At 69.1% G+C, this 22,669-nt stretch carries 16 protein-coding genes; 6 read left to right on the forward strand and 10 right to left on the reverse strand.

Annotated elements, in window-relative coordinates:
- Positions 1-17: 17 nt before the first annotated feature.
- A complete protein-coding gene (locus ACFU8W_RS09375; RefSeq protein ID WP_345514679.1) occupies positions 18-677 on the forward strand; it encodes a response regulator in 660 nt (219 codons plus the stop codon).
- Positions 678-755: 78 nt separating this feature from the next.
- On the opposite strand, the gene ACFU8W_RS09380 is transcribed toward ACFU8W_RS09375, so the two are convergent.
- The 7 genes from ACFU8W_RS09380 to ACFU8W_RS09410 form a co-directional block, all read right to left on the reverse strand.
- Positions 756-1,472 carry an ABC transporter ATP-binding protein gene (locus tag ACFU8W_RS09380; RefSeq protein WP_345514680.1) on the reverse strand — a complete coding sequence of 239 codons (717 nt, stop codon included), beginning with the start codon at positions 1,470-1,472 and terminating at the stop codon, positions 756-758.
- On the reverse strand, positions 1,469-2,368 hold the full coding sequence (locus ACFU8W_RS09385) for an ABC transporter ATP-binding protein (protein ID WP_384034307.1): 900 nt from the start codon (positions 2,366-2,368) through the stop codon (positions 1,469-1,471). Before ACFU8W_RS09385 ends, ACFU8W_RS09380 begins: the two co-directional genes overlap by 4 nt.
- Positions 2,369-2,373: 5 nt before the next feature.
- Positions 2,374-4,173, reverse strand: coding sequence for a branched-chain amino acid ABC transporter permease (locus ACFU8W_RS09390; RefSeq protein WP_384033967.1), 1,800 nt, complete (start codon positions 4,171-4,173; stop codon positions 2,374-2,376).
- A 5-nt stretch (positions 4,174-4,178) separates the two neighbouring features.
- Positions 4,179-5,108, reverse strand: a complete 930-nt coding sequence (locus ACFU8W_RS09395; RefSeq protein WP_345514682.1) for a branched-chain amino acid ABC transporter permease — start codon at positions 5,106-5,108, stop codon at positions 4,179-4,181.
- Positions 5,109-5,207: 99 nt separating this feature from the next.
- A complete protein-coding gene (locus ACFU8W_RS09400) occupies positions 5,208-6,422 on the reverse strand; it encodes a branched-chain amino acid ABC transporter substrate-binding protein (protein WP_384034310.1) in 1,215 nt (404 codons plus the stop codon).
- A 634-nt stretch (positions 6,423-7,056) separates the two neighbouring features.
- A complete protein-coding gene (locus ACFU8W_RS09405; protein WP_345514683.1) occupies positions 7,057-7,527 on the reverse strand; it encodes a hotdog fold thioesterase in 471 nt (156 codons plus the stop codon).
- A 147-nt stretch (positions 7,528-7,674) separates the two neighbouring features.
- Positions 7,675-9,951 (reverse strand): FdhF/YdeP family oxidoreductase, encoded by a 2,277-nt coding sequence (locus ACFU8W_RS09410; protein WP_384033972.1) that lies wholly within the window; start codon positions 9,949-9,951, stop codon positions 7,675-7,677.
- A gap of 157 nt (positions 9,952-10,108) precedes the next feature.
- On the opposite strand from ACFU8W_RS09410, the gene polA reads away from it, so the two are divergent.
- Positions 10,109-12,820 (forward strand): DNA polymerase I, encoded by a 2,712-nt coding sequence (polA, locus tag ACFU8W_RS09415; RefSeq protein ID WP_345514685.1) that lies wholly within the window; start codon positions 10,109-10,111, stop codon positions 12,818-12,820.
- 34 nt (positions 12,821-12,854) lie between these two features.
- Here polA and ACFU8W_RS09420 read toward each other — a convergent pair whose 3' ends face one another.
- The gene (locus ACFU8W_RS09420) at positions 12,855-13,724 is read right to left on the reverse strand and encodes a DUF4184 family protein (RefSeq protein WP_384033975.1); all 870 of its coding nucleotides are present in this window, start codon (positions 13,722-13,724) and stop codon (positions 12,855-12,857) included.
- A gap of 212 nt (positions 13,725-13,936) precedes the next feature.
- On the opposite strand from ACFU8W_RS09420, the gene ACFU8W_RS09425 reads away from it, so the two are divergent.
- From ACFU8W_RS09425 to ACFU8W_RS09435, 3 genes are all read left to right on the forward strand, one after another.
- Entirely contained in the window at positions 13,937-15,622 is a 1,686-nt protein-coding gene (locus ACFU8W_RS09425) for a lytic transglycosylase domain-containing protein (protein WP_384033978.1), read from the forward strand.
- A gap of 270 nt (positions 15,623-15,892) precedes the next feature.
- The gene (locus ACFU8W_RS09430) at positions 15,893-16,030 is read left to right on the forward strand and encodes an SPW_0924 family protein (RefSeq protein WP_384033981.1); all 138 of its coding nucleotides are present in this window, start codon (positions 15,893-15,895) and stop codon (positions 16,028-16,030) included.
- A 13-nt stretch (positions 16,031-16,043) separates the two neighbouring features.
- Positions 16,044-17,054: a DUF3068 domain-containing protein gene (locus ACFU8W_RS09435; RefSeq protein ID WP_384033984.1), complete on the forward strand. Its 1,011-nt coding sequence runs from the start codon at positions 16,044-16,046 to the stop codon at positions 17,052-17,054.
- Here the strand turns inward: ACFU8W_RS09435 and hrpB are convergent.
- Positions 17,041-19,539 carry an ATP-dependent helicase HrpB gene (gene hrpB, locus ACFU8W_RS09440; RefSeq protein WP_384033987.1) on the reverse strand — a complete coding sequence of 833 codons (2,499 nt, stop codon included), beginning with the start codon at positions 19,537-19,539 and terminating at the stop codon, positions 17,041-17,043. The two genes, ACFU8W_RS09435 and hrpB, sit on opposite strands and share 14 nt — an antisense overlap.
- A 37-nt stretch (positions 19,540-19,576) precedes the next feature.
- The gene (locus tag ACFU8W_RS09445; protein WP_384033990.1) at positions 19,577-20,389 is read right to left on the reverse strand and encodes a class I SAM-dependent methyltransferase; all 813 of its coding nucleotides are present in this window, start codon (positions 20,387-20,389) and stop codon (positions 19,577-19,579) included.
- 397 nt (positions 20,390-20,786) lie between these two features.
- Here ACFU8W_RS09445 and rpsA point away from each other — a divergent pair, with 397 nt between their 5' ends.
- Positions 20,787-22,298, forward strand: coding sequence for a 30S ribosomal protein S1 (gene rpsA, locus ACFU8W_RS09450; RefSeq protein WP_384033993.1), 1,512 nt, complete (start codon positions 20,787-20,789; stop codon positions 22,296-22,298).
- Positions 22,299-22,669 lie beyond the last annotated feature (371 nt).

Below are 22,669 nucleotides of genomic sequence, written 5' to 3' on the forward strand. Positions count from 1 at the left end.
CCGCAACGAGGAGCCCCGTGACCACGCCCGAGTCGCCCCAGCCCGTCGCCGACGACGACAAGTCGCACGTCCCGCCGCTGACGACCCGCGTCGTCATCGCCGAGGACGAGGCCCTCATCCGCCTCGACCTCAAAGAGATGCTCGAGGAAGAGGGCTACGCGGTCGTCGGCGAGGCCGGTGACGGCGAGAAGGCGGTCGAGCTCGCCCGGGAGCACCGGCCCGACCTCGTCATCCTCGATGTGAAGATGCCGATCCTCGACGGCATCTCCGCTGCCGAGCGCATCTCCGAGGAGTCCATCGCGCCCGTCCTGATGCTCACCGCTTTCTCGCAGCGCGACCTGGTCGAGCGGGCCCGGGACGCCGGGGCGATGGCGTACCTCGTGAAGCCGTTCAGCAAGAGCGACGTGGTGCCGGCCATCGAGATGGCCGTGTCCCGGTTCGCGGAGCTGAAGGCGCTGGAGAGCGAGGTCGCGGACCTCGCGCAGCGGCTGGAGACGCGGAAGCTGGTGGACCGGGCGAAGAGCATTCTGCAGACGGATTACGGGCTGTCGGAGCCGGCGGCGTTCCGGTGGATCCAGAAGACGTCGATGGATCGTCGGCTGTCGATGCAGCAGCTCGCCGAGGCGTTGATCGAGGATGCCGAGGAGAAGAAGAAAGCAGCGAAGGACGGCGAGTAGCCGCGTAGGTACGTACGGCTGAGGCCCGCACCCCGGATCGATCGGGGTGCGGGCCTCATGCGTGTGGAGGGGTGCGGGTCAGTCCTCGCCGAGGTACGCCTTGCGGACGGATTCGTCGTGGAGGAGGTTCTGGCCGGTGCCGGAGAGGACTATCTTGCCGACCTCCATGACGTGGCCCTGGTCGGCGAGTGAGAGCGCGGCCTGGGCGTTCTGCTCGACGAGCAGGATGGTGGTGCCCTGGGCCTTCAGCTCGACGATGGTCTGCATGATCTTCTGCATCATGATCGGGGAGAGGCCCATGGAGGGCTCGTCGAGCATGAGCAGTTTGGGCTGGGACATGAGGGCGCGGCCCATGGCGAGCATTTGCTGCTCGCCGCCCGAGAGGGTTCCTGCGGCCTGCTTCCGTCGTTCCCCGAGGATGGGGAAGAGGTCGTAGGCGCGCTGGACGTCCTTTTCGATGCCTGCTTTGTCGTTGCGGAGGTAGGCGCCGAGGAGGAGGTTCTCGGTGATCGTCAGCCGGGGGAAGATGTGGCGTCCCTCGGGGGAGTGGGCGAGGCCCAGGGAGACGATCTTGTGGGCGGGGATGTTGGTGAGTGGTTTGCCCTCGAAGAGGATCTGGCCGCCGATGGGCTTGAGGAGGCCGGAGAGGGTGCGCAGGGTGGTGGTTTTGCCTGCGCCGTTGGTGCCGATGAGGGTGACGACCTGGCCGGCTTCGACGGTGAAGGAGATGCCTTTGACGGCTTCGATCTTGCCGTAGGCGACGCGGAGGTCTTCGACCTGGAGCAGTGCGGTCATTGGGTGTCCTCCTCTTCGGTGCGGGTGGTGCTGGTGTCGTCGGCGGGGGCTTCGGCGTGTGCTTCGGCTTCCGCTGCTTCGACTTCGGCGACTTCTTCGGCGCCGGGGGCGCCTTCGAAGGGGGTGCCGAGGTAGGCGGCGACGACGCGTTCGTCGCTCTGGACGACGTCGGAGGTGCCTTCGACGAGCTTTTCGCCCTGTACGAGGACGGCGACGCGGTCGCAGAGGTTGAAGATGAACCGCATGTCGTGCTCGATGACGAGGACGGCGATGCCTTGGTCGCGGATGGCGAAGATGAGTTCTTCGGTGACGCGGGTTTCCTGGGGGTTCATGCCGGCGGTGGGCTCGTCGAGGAGGAGGAGTCCGGGGTCGCTGGCGAGGGCGCGGGCGATTTCCAGCTTGCGCTGGTCTCCGTAGGGGAGGTTGCGCGCGAGGTGGTCGGCCTTGGTGTGGAGGCCGATGAATTCCAGGAGTTCCATGGCGCGTTCCCGGCTGGCGTTCTCGGCCTTGGTGAAGCCGGGGAGGCGCAGGAGGGCGGACCAGAGGCCTTCTTTGGTGCGGGTGTGGCGTCCGACGAGGACGTTTTCCAGGACGGTCATGTTGGCGAAGAGCCGGATGTTCTGGAAGGTGCGGGCGATGCCTGCCTGGGTGACGAGGTGGGGCTTGGGCGGCAGGACGGTGCCTTTGTAGCTGACTTTGCCTTCGGTGGGGACGTAGAGCCCGGTGAGGCAGTTGAAGAAGGTGGTTTTGCCTGCGCCGTTGGGTCCGATGAGGCCGACGATTTCGCCTGCGTTGACGGTGAGGTCGACGTTGCGTACGGCGGTGAGGCCGCCGAAGCGCATGGTCACGCCGCTTGCGTCGAGGACGGTGGTGGCGGTTTTCGTGGTGGTGGTCATGGTGGTCACGCCCCCGCCTTGGCGATGCCGGCGCCGGTTTCCTCGGACTGCCGTGGTTCCGGTACGTCGATCGGGTCGTTCTCGTGGAATTCGAGCTGTTTCCTGCGGTCGGCGACGAGGCCTTCGGGGCGGAAGCGCATCAGGAGGATGAGCGCGATGCCGAAGAGGAACAGCTGGTAGTCCTGCATGAACTGGAGTTTGGCCGGGATGAGGTAGAGCAGGGCTGCGCCGACGAAGGGTCCGCTGAGTGTTCCCATGCCGCCGAGGATGACGGCGGCGAGGAGGAAGGCGGAGTTGGGGGGTACGGAGCCGGCGAATTGGTACTGCTCGGGCGTCACGGTGTAGTTGACGTGTGCCTGGACGGTGCCGGCGAGGCCGGCGAGGGTGGCGCCGAGGGCGAAGGCGAGCAGCTTGAGCCGGAAGGCGTTGATGCCCATGGCGGTGGCGGCGGTTTCGTCTTCGCGGATGGCGACCCAGGCGCGGCCGATGCGGGAGTCTCCGGAGCGTCGGAAGACGAGGACGACGACAGCGGTGACGACGAGCATCAGCAGGTAGTAGTTGGCGGGCCTGCTGAGGGTGAAGGGGCCGATGTCGCGGCTGAGTCCGAAGTCGATCCCGAAGAGGTTGAGGTCCGGGATGCTGGGGATGCCTTGGGAGCCGTTGGTGAGGTCGGGTCCGCTGTTGCCGTTGAGGTTGTTGACGGTGACGCGGAAGATCTCTCCGAAGCCGAGCGTGACGATGGCGAGGTAGTCGCCGCGCAGTCGGAGGGTCGGGGCGCCGATGAGGACGCCGAAGACGAGTGAGACTGCGGCTCCGGTGAGGACGGCGGCCCAGAAGGGGAAGTGGACGCCGATGGCGGAGAGTGGTGCGCCGGAGACGAGGGCCGCGGTGTAGGCGCCGACGCCGAGGAAGGCGACGTAGCCGAGGTCGAGGAGGCCGGCGAGGCCGACGACGACGTTGAGGCCGAGGGCGACGGTCGCGAAGATGAGGATGTTGACGCCGATGAGGGCGTATTCCGCGGTGTCCTGGGTGAAGGGGAAGCAGAGTGCTGCGACCAGGGCTGCGGTGAGGGCGACGTTGCGGTGCTTCGTGGTCAGCGCGGTGATGCGGGAGATGAGTCCGGCGCGGGTGATTGCGGTGAACGCGAAGGCTGCGGTGATGAGGAAGCCGATGAACTGTTCGGAGTCCTCGGTGGGGATGTCGATGCCGTAGGTGAAGACGTACAGCATGGCGCCGAAGGCTGCGGCGATGATGAGGATTTCGGCCCAGGCGGGGAGTGTTTTGGCGCGGGGTGCCGCGGGTGCGGTGAGGCTGTTGCGGAAGCGCTGCCAGGTGCCGGGCCGGGGGTCGTGCTGGGGGAGTGGTTCGTCGCTGGGGAGTGCGAGTGCGGCGATGGTGGAGATGAGTGCGCCGATGCCGCTGACCCATGCGCCGGGTTCGAGGTTGACGACGCCGCCGAGCTCGTAGGCGATGGCTCCCATGGTGTAGCCGGTGGTGCCGAGGGTGCCGAGGGCGAGGAGCCGGACGGGGCTGTTGGTGCCGCCGGGGGTGAGCCAGCCGAGTCCTCGGATGCCGTATCCGCTGAGTACGAAGAGGAGGGTGAGGACGGCGCTGGTGAGGGTGAGGATCTGGAGGCCGCCGGGGTAGCCGGTGACGGTGAGGTCGCCGGGGAATTCGGAGGTCCAGGTCCAGGCGAGGAAGGTACCGGCGAGGGCGATGGCGGCGCCTGCGGCGGTGAGGGCGCGGGCGACGGGGGCGGGCAGCGGGATGAGCGTGTCCCGGGCGGGTGTGGTGTGGGTGGTCATCCGTATCACGCCCGATCCGCGACGCGTTCGCCGAGCAGGCCCTGGGGCCTGAGCAGCAGGACGATGATGAGGAGGACGAAGGCCCACACGTCCTTCCAGGCGCCGCCGCCGAAGAGGTCCATGCCGGGGACGTCGCTCATGTAGCCGGTGGCGAGGGATTCGGCGACGCCGAGTACGACTCCGCCGAGCATGGCGCCGTAGATGTTGCCGATGCCGCCGAGTACGGCTGCGGTGAACGCCTTGAGGCCCATGATGAAGCCCATGCGGAAGCCGATCTGGCCGTTCTTGAGCCCGTAGGCGACGGCTGCGACGGCTGCGAACGCGGCGCCGATGGCGAAGGCCATGACGATGATGCGGTCGGTGTTGATGCCCATGAGCTTGGCGGTGTCCGGGTCCTGCGAGGTTGCCTGCATGCCGCGGCCGGAGCGGGTCTTGGAGACGAAGAGGCCGAGGGCGATCATGCAGACGGGTGCGGCGATGAGGACGAAGAGGTCACCGCGCTGGATGTTGGCGCCGAGGAAGTCGAAGGCGTCGCCCTTGAACTGGGGGAAGGGGTGGTCCTTCGTGGCGTTGGGGTACCACTTCCAGATGGCCTGCTGGAGTGCGAGGGAGAGTCCGATCGCGGTGATCAGCGGGGCGAGTCTGGGTGCGGTGCGCAGGGGCCGGTAGGCGAAGCGTTCGGCTGCGACGCTGATGGCGACGGAGCATATGACGCCGCCGATGATCATGAGGGGGACGATTGCGAGGAGGTTGGAGCCGGCCGGCATCCAGAGGTACACGGTGAGAGCTCCGAAGCCTCCGATCATGAAGATCTCGCCGTGGGCGAAGTTGATGAGCTGGATGATTCCGTAGACCATCGTGTAGCCGATCGCGATGAGACCGTACATCGCGCCGAGGATGAGTCCATTGGCCAGCTGTTGCGGCAGTTCGTTCACCGCAGGGCCTCCGTGGAGTGGTTCGGATATGGCACCGCGCGGGAGCGCTGGTAGCGCTCCCGCGCGGTCTGGTTTTCTGTTCTGACCGGGAGGGCTTGGTCAGTCCTTCTTGTAGGCCTCGCTGAGCTTGGAGACCCACTTGCCACCGTCGACCTGGTAGGCGGTCATCATGGTGTTGGTGGTGTCGCCGAACTCGTCGAAGGAGACGGGGCCGGTGACGCCGTCGAAGCTGACCTTGCCGACGGCCTCGAGGACCTTGGCGCGGGCGTCGTCGGGGAGCTTGCCGTCGTTGGCGGCGACGACGGCCTTGACGGCCTCGATGATGGCCCAGGTGGCGTCGTAGGTGCCGCCGCCGTAGGCCTCGTAGGCGTCCTTGTAGCCGGCCGCCTTGTAGTCCTCGATGAACTTCTTGGCGGAGTCGAGTTCCTCGACGGGCTTGCCGACGGAGGTGGCGATGTCGCCCTGGGCCTTCTTGTTGAGCTTGATGAAGTCGGCGCTGTACATGCCGTCGCCGCCCATGAGGGGGATCTGGACGCTGTCCTTGAGCTGCTGGCTCAGGGGTGCGCCGGCGGGGTACTCACCGCCGTAGTAGACGGCCTTGGCGCCGGACTTCTTGACCTTGGTGACGACGGCGTTGAAGTCGCGGTCGTCGGGGTTGACGTGGTCGGAACCGGCGATCTTGCCGCCGAGCTCGGTGAACGTCGCCTTGAAGGAGGCGGCGAGACCGGCGCCGTAGGGCTTCTGGTCGTCGATCAGGTAGACCTGCTTGATCTTCGCGTTGTTGAAGAGGTACTTCGCCGCGAAGGCGCCCTGGATCTGGTCCGTGGTGGCGGTGCGGAAGTAGGTCTTGTAGGGGCGCTTCTTGTCGCCGGTCTTCCAGTTGTCGCCCTGGGTCAGCTCGGTGCCCGTGTTGGCGGGGGAGATCTGGGTGAGGCCGGCGTCGTTGAGCGGCTTCTGCATCGACTGGGAGACGCCGGAGTTCAGGGGGCCGACGACGCCGACGACCTTCTTGTTGTCGATGAACTTGGTGGCGTTCTGCTGGCCGACGGAGGGCTGCGCCTGGTCGTCGAGCGGCTGGACCTCGAAGGTGATGCCGGGGACGGTCTTGTCCTTGTTGGCCGTCTTGGCGGCGAGGTCGGCGGAGTTCTTGATGCCGAGGCCGAGGGCGGAGAGGTCGCCGGTCAGGGGCGCGTCGACGCCGATGACGACGGTCTGGTTGTCGCCGCCGCCGCTGCTGTTCTTGCTGTCGTCGCGCGACCCGCAGGCGGTGAGCGTCAGTGCTCCGGTGGTGAGCACTGTGGTGAGGATGAGCAAAGAACGGTGTCGCACGAAAAGTCCTTTCCCTGGCGCGGCCTCCTCTGCTTGAGGTGCCGTGTCGTTCGCCGGGCCGTACTGGGTTGGTACAGGGCCGTGCTGCAGACGCGCCCGGCGGCGCGGTGACTGGCCGTGACTCTAGGCGCAGGTGGCGGAGTCGGGGATGGGTCGGCGGAGGATGTGACTGTCTTGTTATGCCGTTGAGGAAGGCTTGAGGTGGCTGTGGCGACATGTACGGCTTTTTGCTGGACGGTGAAGTGACCGCATTCTGAGAACGCGCAGCTCTGCTAAGGGGCTTGAAGCGATCTTGGTGCTGTCGCGCGATCGGGGGCATGAGGGCGCGACGAGGTGCCCGGTGTCTGCGGGGCCGGGTGCTGTGTGCGGCCCGGTGGCGCTTCGGTATTGCGCGCTTGTTACGCAGTGTTACATCGGGGGGTGTGTGGTCCACGCCCTGTGGTGTCGGTGGGCTGTGTGTGGCTGCCGAGTGGGCCACACAAGGGGTTGCGCGGTCAAGGGTGTTGGGTGTGGATGTTGTTCAACGGTCTTGTGCAGACGGGTAGTTGTGGGTGGATATGACTCTGCCCGGCCGGATTTGCGGTCCGGTCGGGCAGAGGTGTGTTCCGGTGTCGGTGCGTCAGGCGGCCGCGGCCTCGGGGGCGTCGCGGAGCAGACAGGTGAGGCGGGCGGTGCAGACCCTCTTGTCCTGTTCGTCGGTGATGACGATCTCGTAGGTGGCGGTGGAGCGGCCACGGTGTACGGGGGTGGCGGTGCCGGTGACGAGTCCGCTCCGTACCCCTCGGTGATGGGTGCAGTTCAGGTCGACGCCGACGGCGAGCTTGGTGGCGCCGCCGTGGAGCATGGTGCCGACGGAGCCGAGGGTTTCGGCGAGGACGGCGGAGGCGCCGCCGTGCAGGAGTCCGTAGGGCTGGGTGTTGCCTTCGACGGGCATGGTGCCGACGACGCGGTCCGCGGATGCTTCGACGATTCGGATGCCCATGCGTTCGCCGAGGTGTCCGGCGGAGAAGAGTGCGGGCAGGTCGACGCCGAGGGCGGCGTACTCGTCGATGATCTCCTGGGGGAACTTGGGTGCGGTGTGCTCGCCCATGGGGTCCGGCTCCGATCGTCTGCGGTGGTTCGTCGTTCTCTCGCTGTGTGCATCGTTCTTATCAGACGACTGAGCGAACGCTTAGTGGGTTGGGTGTGCGGATTCTCTCGGGACGTTCTGCTCCCGGACGTCCCGCTCGCGGACGTTCTACCCCTTGATGTTCTCGAAGCGGACGACGACGGACTTGCTCGCGGGGGTGTTGCTGGTGTCGGCGGTGGAGTCGAGGGGGACCAGCACATTGGTCTCGGGGTAGTAGGCGGCGGCGCAGCCCCGGGCGGTGGGGTAGAGGACGATGCGGAAGCCGGCGGCGCGGCGCTCGACGCCGTCCTTCCATTCGCTGACGAGGTCGGTGTAGGCGCCGTCGGTGAGGCCGAGGGCGCGGGCGTCGTCGGGGTTGACCATGACGATGCGGCGGCCGCCCTTGATGCCGCGGTAGCGGTCGTCGAGGCCGTAGATCGTGGTGTTGTACTGGTCGTGGGAGCGCAGGGTCTGCAACAGCAGTCTGCCTTCGGGGAGTTCGGGGTATTCGACGGGTGCCGCGGTGAAGTTGGCCCTGCCGGTGGCGGTGGGGAAGCGGCGGGAGTCGCGCGGGGCGTGCGGGAGGGTGAATCCGCCGGGGTGGGCGACGCGGGCGTTGAAGTTCTCGAAGCCGGGGACGACGCGGGAGATGCGGTCGCGGATCGTCGCGTAGTCCTTCTCGAACTCTTCCCAGGGGGTGGTGGATCCGGGGCCGAGGACGGCGCGGGCGAGGCGGGCGACGATGGCGGGTTCGGAGAGCAGGTGGGGGCTTGCGGGGGCGAGGTTGCCGCGGGAGGCGTGGACCATGCTCATGGAGTCCTCGACGGTGACGAACTGCTTGCCGCTCGCCTGGACGTCCTTGTCGGTGCGACCGAGGGTGGGCAGGATCAGGGCTCGGGTGCCGGTGACGGCGTGCGAGCGGTTGAGCTTGGTCGATACGTGGACGGTGAGGCGGGCGCGGCGCATGGCGGCCTCGGTCACGGTGGTGTCGGGGGTGGCCGCGACGAAGTTGCCGCCCATGGCGAAGAAGATCTTGGCGTCGCCGTCGCGGAGGGCCTGGATGGAGCGGACGACGTCGTAGCCGTGGTGGCGTGGTGAGGTGATGCCGAATTCCTTGTCGAGGGCGTCGAGGAATTCGGGGGCGGGTCGTTCGAAGATCCCCATGGTGCGGTCGCCCTGGACGTTGGAGTGGCCGCGGACGGGGCAGACGCCGGCGCCGGGCCGTCCGATGTTGCCGCGGAGCAGGAGGAAGTTGACGACTTCGCGGATGGTGGGGACGGAGTGTTTGTGCTGGGTGAGGCCCATGGCCCAGCAGACGATGGTGCGCTTCGAGGCGAGGATCATGCTGAGGGCCTGCTCGATGGTGGCGCGGTCGAGCCCGGTGGCGGTGAGGGTCTCGTCCCAGTCGGCGGCGCGGGCGGCGGCGGCGAATTCCTCGTATCCATGGGTGTGTTCGCGTACGAAGGCGTCGTCGACGGCACCTTCGGTCTCCAGGATCATCTTGTTGAGGAGCCGGAAGAGGGCCTGGTCGCCGCCGATGCGGATCTGCAGGAAGAGGTCGTTGAGGGCGGTGCCCTTGATCATTCCCTGGGGTGTCTGCGGGTTCTTGAACCGTTCCAGGCCGGCTTCGGGCAGCGGGTTCACCGAGATGATCCTGGCGCCTGCGGATTTGGCCTTCTCCAGGGCGGAGAGCATCCGGGGATGGTTGGTGCCGGGGTTCTGTCCGGCGACGATGATCAGATCGGCCTGGTGGAGGTCCTCGAGGGAGACGCTGCCCTTGCCGATGCCGATGGTCTCCGTGAGGGCGGAGCCGGAGGACTCGTGGCACATGTTGGAGCAGTCCGGCAGGTTGTTGGTGCCGAATTCGCGGGCGAACAGCTGCAGCAGGAACGCGGCTTCGTTGCTGGTGCGGCCCGAGGTGTAGAAGAGCGCTTCGTCGGGGGAGTCGAGGGCGCGCAGTTCCCCGGCGATGATCTCGAAGGCGTGCTCCCAGGTCACTGCCTCGTAACGGTCGGCGCCTTCGGGCAGGTACATCGGCTGGGTGATGCGGCCCTGCTGGCCGAGCCAGTAGCCGCTGCGGGTGGCCAGGTCGGCCACGGGGTGGGCGGCGAAGAAGTCGGGGGTGACGCGGCGCAGGGTGGCTTCTTCGGCGACGGCCTTGGCGCCGTTCTCGCAGAATTCGGCGGTGTGCCGTTTGTCGCCCTCGGGCCAGGCGCAGCCGGGGCAGTCGAAGCCGTCCTTCTGGTTGACCTTGAGGAGGGTCCGGGCGGCGCGGCGGACGCCCATCTGTTGTTGGGCGATGCGCAGGCTGTGGGCGACGGCGGGCAGTCCGGCGGCGGCGTGCTGGGCCGGTTCGACGTGTGGTGCGTCCTGGACCGGGTCACCGGTGGGCGGCTTGGTGGCCATGTCTGCTCCCCTTTGAGCCGGCGGCGAACCTGCGCGGCGCCGCTGCATGCGTTCCTGTGGTTGTTCCTGCCGTCGATCGTGTCACGCGGCGCCGGGCGTGTGCCGGGCGAGTGGTCTGCGGTCCGGATTGTCGGTGGTCCGTGGCAGGATCGGGGACGTGGCTGAGACGGCATCGAAGAAGACGGCAGACAACCGACCGCGCCTGCTCCTGATGGACGGGCACTCCCTGGCGTACCGGGCGTTCTTTGCGCTGCCTGCGGAGAATTTCACGACGGGAGCGGGGCAGCCGACGAACGCGGTGTACGGCTTCGCGTCGATGCTGGCGAACACGCTGCGCGACGAGGCGCCCACGCATTTCGCGGTGGCCTTCGATGTCTCGCGCAAGACGTGGCGGTCGCAGGAGTTCCCGGAGTACAAGGCGACCCGTTCGAAGACGCCGGACGAGTTCAAGGGGCAGGTCGAGCTGATCGGCGAGCTGCTGGACGCGATGCGTGCCGATCGTTTCGCTGTCGACGGTTTCGAGGCGGACGATGTGATCGCCACGCTGGCGACGCAGGCCGAGGCGGCCGGCTTCGAGGTGCTGATCGTCACCGGCGACCGGGATTCGTTCCAGCTGATCACGGAAAACGTCACGGTGCTGTACCCGACGAAGGGTGTCTCGGAGCTGACGCGGTTCACTCCGGAGAAGGTCGAGGAGAAGTACGGGCTGACGCCGCAGCAGTACCCGGACTTCGCGGCGCTGCGTGGGGACCCGTCGGACAATCTGCCGGGAATTCCGGGCGTCGGGGAGAAGACGGCGGCGAAGTGGATCAACCAGTTCGGTTCGTTCGACGACCTCGTCGCGCGCGCCGACGAGGTCAAGGGGAAGGCCGGGCAGAATTTCCGGGACCATCTGGAGTCGGTGAAGCTGAACCGCCGGCTGACCGAGATGGTCCGCGACGTGGAGCTGCCGAAGGCTCCGCAGGACCTGGAGCGTGCGCCGTACGACCGCTCGGCGGTCACGGGTGTGCTCGATGTTCTGGAGATCCGTAACCCGAGCCTGCGCGAGCGGCTGCTCGCCGTGGACCCGGGGGCCGCGGAGGCCGAGGCCCCGGCGCCGGCCGCGGGTATCGAGCTGGACGGTGCGGTGCTGGGTGCGGGCGAGCTCGCGCCGTGGCTGGCCGAGCACGGCGGGCAGCCCCTCGGTGTCGCCACGGTCGACACCTGGGCGCTGGGCACCGGCAGTGTGACGGAGGTCGCACTGGCCGCCGGCGGCGGGGCGGCGGCGTGGTTCGACCCGGCGCGGCTCGACGAGGCGGACGAGCGGGCGTTCGCCGCGTGGATCGCGGACGCCGGGCAGCCGAAGGTCATGCACAACGCGAAGAGTGCGATGCGGGTCTTCCCCGAGCACGGCTGGCAGGTCGACGGCGTCGCGATGGACACGGCGCTGGCCGCGTATCTGGTCAAGCCCGGCCGCCGTTCCTTCGCGCTGGACGCCCTGTCGGTGGAGTATCTGGGCCGGGAGCTGGCCCCCGCGGCGGCGTCCGACGGGCAGCTGGCGTTCGGTGCGGACGATCAGGCGGAGGCCGAGGCGCTGATGGCGCAGGCCCGTGCGGTCCTGGATCTGGGCGAGGCGTTCACCGTGCGGCTGCAGGAGGTCGGCGCCGCCGAGCTGCTGCACGACATGGAGCTGCCGACGTCCGCGCTGCTGGCCCGCCTGGAGCGGTACGGCATCGCAGCGGACCGGGAGCATCTGGAAGGCATGGAGCAGCAGTTCGCCGGCGCGGTGCAGCAGGCGGTGAAGGAGGCGCACGCCGCGGTGGGCCGGGAGTTCAACCTCGGGTCGCCCAAGCAGCTCCAGGAGGTTCTCTTCGGTGAGCTGGGGCTGCCGAAGACGAAGAAGACGAAGACGGGTTACACGACGGACGCGGATGCGCTGGCGTGGCTGGCGGTGCAGACGGAGCACGAGCTGCCGATCATCATGCTGCGCCATCGCGAGCAGGCGAAGCTGCGGGTCACGGTCGAGGGTTTGGTCAAGACGATCGCGGCGGACGGCCGTATCCACACCACGTTCAACCAGACGGTCGCGGCGACCGGCCGGCTGTCGTCGACCGACCCCAATCTGCAGAACATTCCGGTCCGGACGGACGAGGGCCGGGCGATCCGCCGCGGTTTCGTCGTCGGCGACGGGTTCGAGACGCTGATGACGGCCGACTACAGCCAGATCGAACTGCGCGTGATGGCCCACCTGTCGGAGGACGCGGGGCTGATCGAGGCGTTCACGTCCGGTGAGGACCTGCACACGACGGTCGCTTCGCAGGTCTTCGGTGTCGACAAGTCCGCGGTGGACGCGGAGATGCGCCGCAAGATCAAGGCGATGAGTTACGGGCTCGCGTACGGGCTGTCCGCGTTCGGTCTGTCGCAGCAGCTGAACATCGAGGCGGGCGAGGCGCGCGGTCTGATGGACACGTACTTCGAGCGGTTCGGCGGGGTCCGTGACTATCTGCACCGGGTGGTGGAGGAGGCGCGGTCCACCGGTTACACGGAGACGGTGTTCGGGCGCCGCCGTTACCTCCCGGACCTGAACAGCGACAACCGGCAGCGCCGTGAGATGGCCGAGCGGATGGCGTTGAACGCACCGATCCAGGGCACGGCGGCGGACATCGTCAAGGTCGCCATGCTCCAGGTCGACCGGGCGCTGACGAAGGCGCGGCTGAAGTCCCGGATGCTGCTCCAGGTCCATGACGAAATCGTGCTGGAGATCGCCAAGGGCGAGCGGAAGCAGGTGGAGGAGATCCTGCGCCACGAGATGTCGACGGCGGTGCAGCTGCGTGCCCCGCTGGATGTGTCGGTCGGCGTGGGTGCGGACTGGGAGTCCGCCGCGCACTGACGTGAGCGGAGCGGCCCCGGCGGTCGTACGGGGCTCAGTCGCCGGGCGGGCTCGACACCAGGCCCGTCCGGCGGCCGGGCTCCCCGGTCCCGGTCGGCGGCCGGTTCTGCTTCCGTTCCCGGAGCCGTATCCACGCCGCGTACAGCACCAGTCCGACGGCGAGCCCTGCTCCGGCGCCGAAGCAGGCGGTGGGGATGATGTCCAGTGGTGTGTCGATGTGCCCGAAGTACGCGTACCAGCGGGCGCACCGGTGGACGATGCCGAGCAGCACGCAGAGGCTCAGCAGGGTGCCCGCGTACCACCGGTCCCGGTGGTCGAGAACGGGTACGGACCGCGGGGCGGGCCGGGTCCCGGTCCGCCGCAGCCCCGACACGGTGAACCAGCCGAGGACGGTCAGCGCCAGGGCCGAACTGCCGTACTGCACCAGTTGGAACACCGGGAATCCGCCGGCGCTCTCACTGAGTACCGGTATCAGCCGGGTGCCCCACCGGTCGTGATGGGTGAACGCGTCCCACACCACATGGCTGCCCGCCCCGAGGACCGCAGACAGGACGAACCAGGCACCTTCCCATGTGTCCCGGGGGCCCTGCCGCTCTCCCCGTACGAAGGTGTGCACGCGCCCCTGCCAGGGCTGCGGGAGCAGTGCCACCAATGGTTCGCGCAGCAGCAGCCAGAGCGCCACGAGCGCCGCCGTGATGAGCACGTCCACCGTGAACACACCCCACACGGCATGGGTGACCTCCCCGAACTCCATCGCACCGGGGATCGCCGTGTCCGCGTAGTACGTCATGTCGGGGGCGAACGAACCGGCGACCAGCGCCGAGGCGAGGAGCGGCCCGCGCCCGGTGCCGTTCCGGCGGATCACCGGGAGGACGGCGGCGGCATGGCTCAGGGTGAACGGCATGGCGGCAAGTATGCGCGAGTGTGCGCCGGACGAGGATCCGGTGCTCGTCCGATGCACAGTCGACGCCCCTTGTACAACTTGCGGTCTGCAACGTGAAATACCGGTGAGAAGCGGTCAGGTCCCTGTGTTCGAGCGGCACAAGTTGCCGTAGGGTCGCCTGAGTCCTCGCGCTGGGGAGCGCGGGCAGCCGTCGACGGGGAGGGACCAGACGTATGGCAGCGCAATTCGGCCGCCGACTGCGCCGAGGGGCGACCACCACTGCGGTGGCCGCAGTTGCTGTGGCGGCGCTCGCCGCCTCGCAGGGCCCCGGCGCAGTACTCGCATCGGACGGCGGCGGCGCCGGTGGTGACCAGCCGGCCGCCGGTTCCACACCGTCCGACGACTCCCCGGCCACCGGCAATTCGCCGTACTACACCGACCTGCCTCCGCTGGTCAGCCCCAACAAACCCGGAACGTCGACGAATCTGCCGATCACCGGCAGCGCGCAATCGGGCATACCGGCTTCGGTTCTGGCCGCGTACAAGAAGGCCGAGCGGTCCCTCGCGGACACCGACGCGGCCTGCCGGCTGCCGTGGCAGCTCCTCGCCGCGATCGGGAAGGTCGAGTCCGGCCAGGCCCGCGGCGGCCGGGTCGACGCGAACGGCACCACGTTCTCCCCGATTCTCGGCCCGGTCCTCAACGGTCAGGGCTTCGCCATGATCAAGGACACCGACAACGGGGCGTACGACGGCGATTCGACGCACGACCGTGCGGTCGGCCCGATGCAGTTCATCCCGTCGACGTGGGCGACGTGGGGTCAGGACGGCAACGGCGACGGCCGCAAGGACCCCAACAACATCTACGACGCGGCGCTCGCCGCCGGGCACTATCTCTGCGCCGGCTCGCGCGACCTGACGGTGGCGGCCGATCTCGACCGGGCGGTCCTCAGCTACAACCACTCGAACGAATACCTCCGTACGGTCCGTTCCTGGTTCGACTACTACAAGCGCGGCACGCACGAGGTCCCCGACGGCAGCGGCGCCGTCCCGCCGCCCCTCGACGGTGGTAAGGATCCGAGCAGGAACCCCGGCACCTCGCCGTCGCCGACCCCGCCGGCGAGTCCGAAGCCGAAGCCGGACCCGAAGCCGGACCCGAAGCCTTCGAAACCGGGCGGCGGTTCGACGAGCCCCGAGCCGACTCCCAAGCCGACTCCCAAGCCGACACCGGCACAGACTCTCGGCGCCGTGGAGAACGCGGGCACCGGCAAGCTGACCGCCACCGCGGGCGACGCGTTCGCCGAACGGATCAAGGTGCGGGCGAAGAACAAATTGGGCGGCCCGCTCGCCAAGGTGTCCGTCACCTTCACCATCGCCGGTGACACCGACACCCGCTTCGAGGGCGGGAAGAGCGCGGTCACCCTGGCCACCGGTGCCGACGGCACGGTGACGGCTCCGGTGCTGCAAGCGGGCGAGAAGACGGGCCGGTTCACGGTCCGGGCCATCGCCACCGGACGTTCGCTGCCGGCTGTCCCGTACACCGCGACCGTGACGGCCCGGCAGGCCGACGCGATCGCCAGGACCGACGACAAGGCACTGACCGCCGCCCCCGGAGCCGAGTTCGCCGACACCGTCGCGGTCAAGGCCACGTACCGGGGTGCGGTCGCGTCCGGTGTCGCCGTCACCGCGACGATGATCACCGACGGGGACGCGCCGGTGGAGAACGACAAGGGCCCGTACTTCAAGGACGCGGACGGCAACACCGTCCGCACCCTGACGGACCTGAAGACCGGCGCCGACGGCACGCTGACGCTCCCGAAGATCTACGCCGACGACACCACGGGCACGTACAGGCTCCGCCTGACCACCGAGGGCGGCGCCACCGTCGTCATCGAGCTCGACGTCGAGGCGCCCGCCGCCTGACGGCAGCCCCGGAGCCGTACCGCGCCCTCAAGCAGCCCCTGTGCCACCACCCGGCACAGGGGCTGCTTCAGGGTGTGCGTGTGAGCTCCTCCAAGTACGTCCAGTACGAGGACGACCCTCCGCCGTGCGATGCACGCACCCCAGCCCCGCTCCTTCACCCACCCCCCCCCCATTGCCGGTCGGTCCCGCGTGTTCTCATCTCGCGTCTCCATTGCTACGGTGCCCCAACCCTGACGACCTGTCAGATCTGCGCTCACCGGGAGGCCGAGCATGCGTGCCGTCATCGCCGCCGCCATCGGGCTGGCCGCGGCCCTCGCCCTCGTGTTCACGGTCACCGCGATCGGCGCACCACCCGGCAAGACCTCGCCCAAACCCCTGCTGACCACCGTCCCCGGACCCAAGAAGTAGGAGGGAGGGCGCCATGCGCCGCCGAGCCGGACTCGTACTCCTGGCCTTCGCCGTCTTCTTCGCCGCCCTGTCGCCACTGCTGCGCTGGTACGCCTTCCCGAGGCTGGCGAAGATCCCGCCGAGCCAGTACCAGGAGGTGGTTCTGGAGGCGAAGCCCGCCACGCTCCTCGACTACAACGACGGCATGAAGGTCAAGCAGGTCCCCAAGGTCACCATCGTGCAGACCCTCAAGGGCAATGTGGAGGAGTCCGAGAAGATCGAGCGCAGCGCCGGCCGCGACGTCGTCGTCTGGGACGCCCTCAGCTACGTGGTCGACCCGAACGGCGCGATGGTCTCGCAGATCCCCGAGCGCTACATCTTCGACGCGCACAGCCAGGCCCCCGTCCACGCCACCGGCGAGAGTGTCGACGGCGACCCCGTCGAGCGCGAGGGCATCGAGTTCAAATGGCCGTTCCTCACCGAGAAGCGCGACTACGAGTACTTCGACGCCCAGACCCGTACCAGCTCGCCGATCCACTACAGGGGCACCCGGACGTTCCGCGGCATGGACGTGTACTACTTCGAGCAGACGATCCCGTGGACCGAGGTCCCGATGCCGAAGAAGATGCCGATCGCGGGCGTGACTGCCGCGCAGGTCGCCAAGACGGGCATGACGCGCTGGTACACCACCAAGCGGATGTTCTGGGTCGACCCGGTCACCGGCGCGCCCGTCAACGGCGAGGAGATCCACAAGGAGGAGCTGCGCAACGCGAAGGCGATGGGCATGTCCGAGGACACGGTCACCGCGTTCGCCGGACACGTGAAGATGCGCGAGGACTACATCGAGTCCACCGTCGCGCTGGTCACGTCCCAGCGTGTGCTGATCCTGCTGCTCACGTCGTACCTGCCTCGGGGATTCCTGATCCTTGCCGCCGGGCTGCTGGCGCTCGCGCTGTGGCTGGAGGCACGGTCCCGGCGGCCGGGCGGCCGGGAGCCCGAGGCGGCGACCGCACCCGCCCCGGATCCGGCGCCTACTCCCGCCTGAGCCGCGCCGAGGTGTACCGGGTCGCCGCGACCGTCGTCGGGTCCTCCGGCCACGGATGCTTCGGATAGCGGCCGCGCAGCTCCGCCCGCACCGCCCGGTATCCGTCCTGCCAGAACGACGCCAGATCGGCGGTGACCGCCGCCGGGCGGCCGGCGGGGGAGAGCAGGTGCACGAGAACCGGCACCCCGGCCACCTTCGGTGTCTCGGTGAGACCGAACAGCTCCTGGAGCTTCACCGCGAGTACGGGCTGCGCCCCGCCGTACTCGACCCGGATCCGGGACCCGCTGGGCACCTCGATCCGCTCGGGTGCCAGCTCGTCCAGCCGGGCCGCCTCGCCCGTCGCCCACGGCAGGAGCCGCCGCAACGCCTGCCCGGCGTCGATGCGGGCCAGGTCGGAGCGGCGGCGGGCCCGTGACAACTCGGGCTCCAGCCATTCCTCGGTACGCGACAGCAGCGCATCGTCCGACACATCGGGCCACGGGAGCCCCAGCTCCCGGTGCAGGAAGGTGAGCCGCTCACGCAGCTGCCCGGTCTCCCGGGTCCAGCGCAGCAGGCCGAGTCCCTCGCGCCGCAGCCCGTCGACGAGCGCTGCCCGCACCAGCGCGGGGTCCGGCTGCTTCAGCGCCCGCACGGACAGTTCGACAGCGCCGAGGCGTTCCACGGAGCGGGCCACCACGTCCTGGCCGTCCCACCGGACCTCCTCGCCCGCGAACCGCAGATGCCCGGCGGCCAGCCGCGCCGTGTCCTCGTCGATGACGGCTGCGAGCCGCACCCGTGCGGACGCCGCGTGCGCCGGGCGGTCAGCGACCGCGACGGCCAGCCAGGGTGCGCTGCGCAGCCGCGATCCGTCACGCAGCTCCGCGCCCGTCCCCGACGCCATCAGGAACGCTCCTTCGCCGCGGGCCCGTGCCACCCGCTCCGGGAACGCCAGCGCGGCCACCAGGCCGACGGCGGCATCATCCGTGCCGGAACCCTCGCGGGCGCCTTCCAGGGACGACGACAGCCGCCGTGCCTCCTGCCGCCAGCGCGCCGCGTAGCCGTCGCCGCCCCGCCTGGCGGTACGCAGCGCCGCCGCCAGGTCGTCCCCGTACTCCCGGGGAGGCTCCTCGCTCAGCAGCGCCACCACCTCCGCGGCCCGGCGCCCGCCCACCTCGTCCGCGCCGTCCAGCAGCGCACGGGCGAGCCGGGGATGCAGGCCGAGCCGCGACATCCGAACGCCCCGGTCGGTCACCCGGCCGACCGCGTCCACCGCGCCGACGGCCGTCAGGACCTCGCGGGCCGCCCCCATCGCCCCGGCGGGCGGCGGGTCGAGCAGCGCCAGCCCCGACGCGTCCGGATCGCCCCAGCAGGCCGCCTGCAGGGCGAACGCCGCCAGATCGGCCACCTTGATCTCCGGCGACGGGAACCGGGCGAGCCGCCCGTCCTCCGCCGGTTCCCAGCACCGGTACACCGCCCCCGGGCCCTCACGGCCCGCCCGGCCCGCCCGCTGCCTTCCGGTGGCCTGCGAGGCCCGCACGGTCGTCAGCGCACTCAGTCCGCGGGCATGATCGGTACGCGGCTCCCTGGCCAGGCCCGAGTCGACGACGATCCGCACCCCCGGCACCGTCAGCGACGACTCCGCGACGGAGGTCGCCAGCACCACCCGGCGCCCCTCGGACGAGCCCGCCAGCACGGCGTCCTGTGCCGCCGCTGGTGCCCGCCCGTGCACCTGCAGCACCTCCGCGGGCACCCCCGCCAGCTGTCCCGCCACCCGGCCGATCTCACCGACGCCCGGCAGGAAGCAGAGCACGTCGCCGTCCCGCTCGGCGAGCGCCCGACGCACCACCGAGGCGACATGCGTCAGCAGCGCCGGGTCGACCCGCATCCCGTGCGGCGGCCCGACCGGTCTCACCGGCGGCGCCCACACCACCTCCACCGGATGCGACACGCCCTGCGCCTCGACCACCGGCGCATCGCCGAGCAGTCGCGCCCACCCCTCCGCGTCCGTCGTCGCCGACGCGGCGACCAGCCGCAGATCGGGCCGGATCGCCTCCCGTACGTCGAGGAGGAAGGCGGCGACCGTGTCCGCGTCCAGATGCCGTTCATGACACTCGTCGATGATCACCGCATCGACCCCGGCGAGTTCCTGGTCGCGCTGGAGCCGTTGCAGGAGCACACCGGTGGTCACCACCTCCACCACCGTGTCGCGCCCCACCACACGCTCCCCGCGGACCGTGAACCCCACACGCTCCCCGGTCCGCTCCCCGAGGAGCCACGCCATGCGCCGGGCCGCCGCGCGGGCCGCGATCCGGCGCGGTTCGGCGACCACCACGCGGCGCGCGGGGCCGTCGCCGACCAGTCCGGCGAGGACCAGCGGGACCAGCGTCGTCTTGCCGGTGCCGGGCGGTGCGCAGAGCACCGCGACACCCCGGTCGTCGAGCGCCTGCCGGAGCGCGGGCACGGCGGTACGGACGGGCAGCCGGTCGAGGGCGTCGGTACGGATCACGCCCCCAGTGTCGTACTCCGGTGCTTCTGGCCCGCGCTCAGTCCCGCACGCAGACGAAGATCGCCGTGCCCGGGATCAGGTTTCCGCGCAGCGGGGACCAGCCGCCCCACTCCTGGTTGTTCCAGGCGGGCCACTCCGGCTCGACCAGGTCGACCAGGCGGAACCCGCCGGCCACCACGTCCCGCACCCGGTCGCCCACGGTCCGGTGGTGCTCGACGTACACGGCGTTGCCCTGCTCGTCCTGCTCGACGTACGGGGTGCGGTCGAAGTAGGAGGCCGCGACGGACAGGCCCTCGGGCCCGGGCTCGTCCGGAAACGCCCAGCGGATCGGATGCGTCACCGAGAAGACCCAGCGGCCCCCCGGGCGCAGCACCCGGTGCACCTCCCGGAAGACCTGCACGGGGTCGGCGACGAACGGCACCGCGCCGTAGGCGGAGCAGGCCAGGTCGAAGGAGCCGTCCCGGAACGGCAGCACCCCGGCGTCCGCCTCCACCAGCGGGACCTCGTCGCCGATCCGCAGCGCGTGCTGGAGCTGGCGGTGGGAGAGGTCGAGGGCGACGGGACGGGCGCCCCGGGCGGCCAGCCAGCGCGAGCACTGTGCCGCGCCCGCACCGATCTCCAGGATGTCCAGGCCGCTGAGCGACTCCGCGGGGCCGAGCAGGCCGGCCTCGGCCTCGTCGAGACCCTCCGGGCCCCAGACGAAACGGTCGTCGCCGAGAAACGCGCCGTGGTCGCTCTGGTACTCGTCGGCGTTCCGGTCCCACCAGCCGCGACTTGCCCGGCTGCTCTCCGCCTCCCCGGCGCTGCGGCGGGTCGCTTCCGGTTCGGTGGTGTAGATCTCTTGGCTCATCGTGTCCGTCGTTGTAGTTTGCCTTCACCCCACCGCACGCGGTACGTACCTAGGGGTACCTGTGAGTACGGAACCGTAGTCACGCAACACGGCCGGGACCGATGTGGCCTCGGAGAACATGAACTGTGCCGGGTTTGGGCCCCTGTGTCCCTCGTGTGCGCCTTCGCGCATTGACCCTGCCCGGCTGCCCCCGTATGCTACAAGTTGCGCTGCGAGCCTGCGCGCCTCAGACCTAGCAGGCTGCGCTTGCATCTGTTGTATGTCCCCTCGGTTCACGAGGCGCCTCCCGTCCCGCGGGTCGGGTGCCTCCCAGGCTGTCCGGCTTCTGCAGAGGCGATACGGGCTCTCGGCGTAGCAGTACCTACGACTCACTGTCCGTACCGGAGCCCTTTCCCACATGACGAGCAGCACCGAGACCACCGCCACCACTCCGCAGGTTGCGGTCAACGACATCGGCGACGCGGACGCGTTCCTCGCGGCGATCGACGAGACGATCAAGTACTTCAACGACGGCGACATCGTTGACGGTGTCATCGTCAAGGTTGACCGGGACGAGGTTCTCCTCGACATCGGTTACAAGACCGAAGGTGTCATCCCGAGCCGCGAGCTCTCGATCAAGCACGACGTCGACCCGAACGAGGTCGTCAAGGTCGGCGACGAGATCGAGGCCCTGGTTCTCCAGAAGGAGGACAAGGAAGGCCGCCTGATCCTCTCGAAGAAGCGCGCTCAGTACGAGCGTGCCTGGGGCACCATCGAGAAGATCAAGGAAGAGGACGGCATCGTCACCGGTACCGTCATCGAGGTCGTCAAGGGTGGTCTCATCCTCGACATCGGCCTCCGCGGCTTCCTCCCGGCGTCGCTCGTCGAGATGCGTCGTGTCCGTGACCTCCAGCCCTACGTGGGCAAGGAGCTCGAGGCCAAGATCATCGAGCTGGACAAGAACCGCAACAACGTGGTCCTGTCCCGCCGTGCCTGGCTCGAGCAGACCCAGAGCGAGGTCCGTCAGACCTTCCTCACGACCCTGCAGAAGGGTCAGGTCCGCTCCGGCGTCGTCTCCTCGATCGTCAACTTCGGTGCCTTCGTGGACCTCGGTGGCGTCGACGGTCTCGTGCACGTCTCCGAGCTGTCCTGGAAGCACATCGACCACCCGTCCGAGGTTGTCGAGGTCGGCCAGGAAGTCACCGTCGAGGTCCTCGACGTCGACATGGACCGCGAGCGCGTCTCGCTGTCGCTCAAGGCGACGCAGGAAGACCCGTGGCAGCAGTTCGCCCGTACGCACCAGATCGGGCAGGTCGTTCCCGGTAAGGTCACGAAGCTCGTTCCGTTCGGTGCGTTCGTGCGCGTCGACGAGGGCATCGAGGGTCTGGTCCACATCTCCGAGCTGGCCGAGCGCCACGTGGAGATCCCGGAGCAGGTCGTCCAGGTCAACGACGAGATCTTCGTCAAGGTCATCGACATCGACCTCGAGCGCCGTCGCATCAGCCTCTCGCTGAAGCAGGCCAACGAGTCCTTCGGTGCCGACCCGGCCTCGGTCGAGTTCGACCCGACCCTGTACGGCATGGCCGCGTCCTACGACGACCAGGGCAACTACATCTACCCCGAGGGCTTCGACCCCGAGACCAACGACTGGCTCGAGGGCTACGAGACCCAGCGCGAGGCGTGGGAGACGCAGTACGCCGAGGCGCAGCAGCGCTTCGAGCAGCACCAGGCCCAGGTCATCAAGTCCCGCGAGGCCGACGAGGCCGCTGCGGCCGAGGGCGCTGCTGCCCCGGCCGGCGGTGCCCCGGCTGCCTCCGGCGGTGCCGGTGGCGGTTCGTACTCCTCGGAGTCCGCGGACAACTCCGGCGCCCTGGCGTCGGACGAGGCCCTGGCTGCCCTGCGCGAGAAGCTGGCGGGCGGCCAGAGCTGACGCTCTGACCCTCCGGTCGGTCATCGACTGCAGTAGCTGACAAGTGAGGCCCGCTCCCTTCGGGGAGCGGGCCTCACTTGTGTCCGGCGTCCGGTTCCAGGGGGGTGACCGTGATGGTGGTCAGGCCCCTGCCGCCGATGGCGTCGTTCGTATCGAAGGATTCAAGTCGTTCTTGTGCATGAATATGGGACGCATATCTGAACATGCCGCCTTGTGGCGACAGGCGTGGAGTGTGCCCCGGTCAAGGTCTGGATCATTGATCTCCGGTGGTCGCGCTGCCGTGAACGGAGAGAAACGTGCGAGATACACGAGTAACTGACGGGCCGTAACACACGCTTGCCAGGATCCCGGCAACCTCAAGATCCGAAGGG

The organism is Streptomyces sp. NPDC057565, assembly GCF_042801455.1.
Lineage (GTDB): Bacteria > Actinomycetota > Actinomycetes > Streptomycetales > Streptomycetaceae > Streptomyces > Streptomyces yanii.

Bases quoted from the DNA above. Each gene is read 5' to 3' on its own strand.
- ACFU8W_RS09380 (WP_345514680.1), bottom strand. From the start codon at position 1,472: ATGACCGCACTGCTCCAGGTCGAAGACCTCCGCGTCGCCTACGGCAAG.
- ACFU8W_RS09385 (WP_384034307.1), bottom strand. From the start codon at position 2,368: ATGACCACCACCACGAAAACCGCCACCACCGTCCTCGACGCAAGCGGC.
- ACFU8W_RS09390 (WP_384033967.1), bottom strand. From the start codon at position 4,173: ATGACCACCCACACCACACCCGCCCGGGACACGCTCATCCCGCTGCCC.
- ACFU8W_RS09405 (WP_345514683.1), bottom strand. From the start codon at position 7,527: ATGGGCGAGCACACCGCACCCAAGTTCCCCCAGGAGATCATCGACGAG.
- ACFU8W_RS09410 (WP_384033972.1), bottom strand. From the start codon at position 9,951: ATGGCCACCAAGCCGCCCACCGGTGACCCGGTCCAGGACGCACCACAC.
- ACFU8W_RS09420 (WP_384033975.1), bottom strand. From the start codon at position 13,724: ATGCCGTTCACCCTGAGCCATGCCGCCGCCGTCCTCCCGGTGATCCGC.
- ACFU8W_RS09425 (WP_384033978.1), top strand. From the start codon at position 13,937: ATGGCAGCGCAATTCGGCCGCCGACTGCGCCGAGGGGCGACCACCACT.
- ACFU8W_RS09430 (WP_384033981.1), top strand. From the start codon at position 15,893: ATGCGTGCCGTCATCGCCGCCGCCATCGGGCTGGCCGCGGCCCTCGCC.
- ACFU8W_RS09435 (WP_384033984.1), top strand. From the start codon at position 16,044: ATGCGCCGCCGAGCCGGACTCGTACTCCTGGCCTTCGCCGTCTTCTTC.
- ACFU8W_RS09445 (WP_384033990.1), bottom strand. From the start codon at position 20,389: ATGAGCCAAGAGATCTACACCACCGAACCGGAAGCGACCCGCCGCAGC.
- rpsA (WP_384033993.1), top strand. From the start codon at position 20,787: ATGACGAGCAGCACCGAGACCACCGCCACCACTCCGCAGGTTGCGGTC.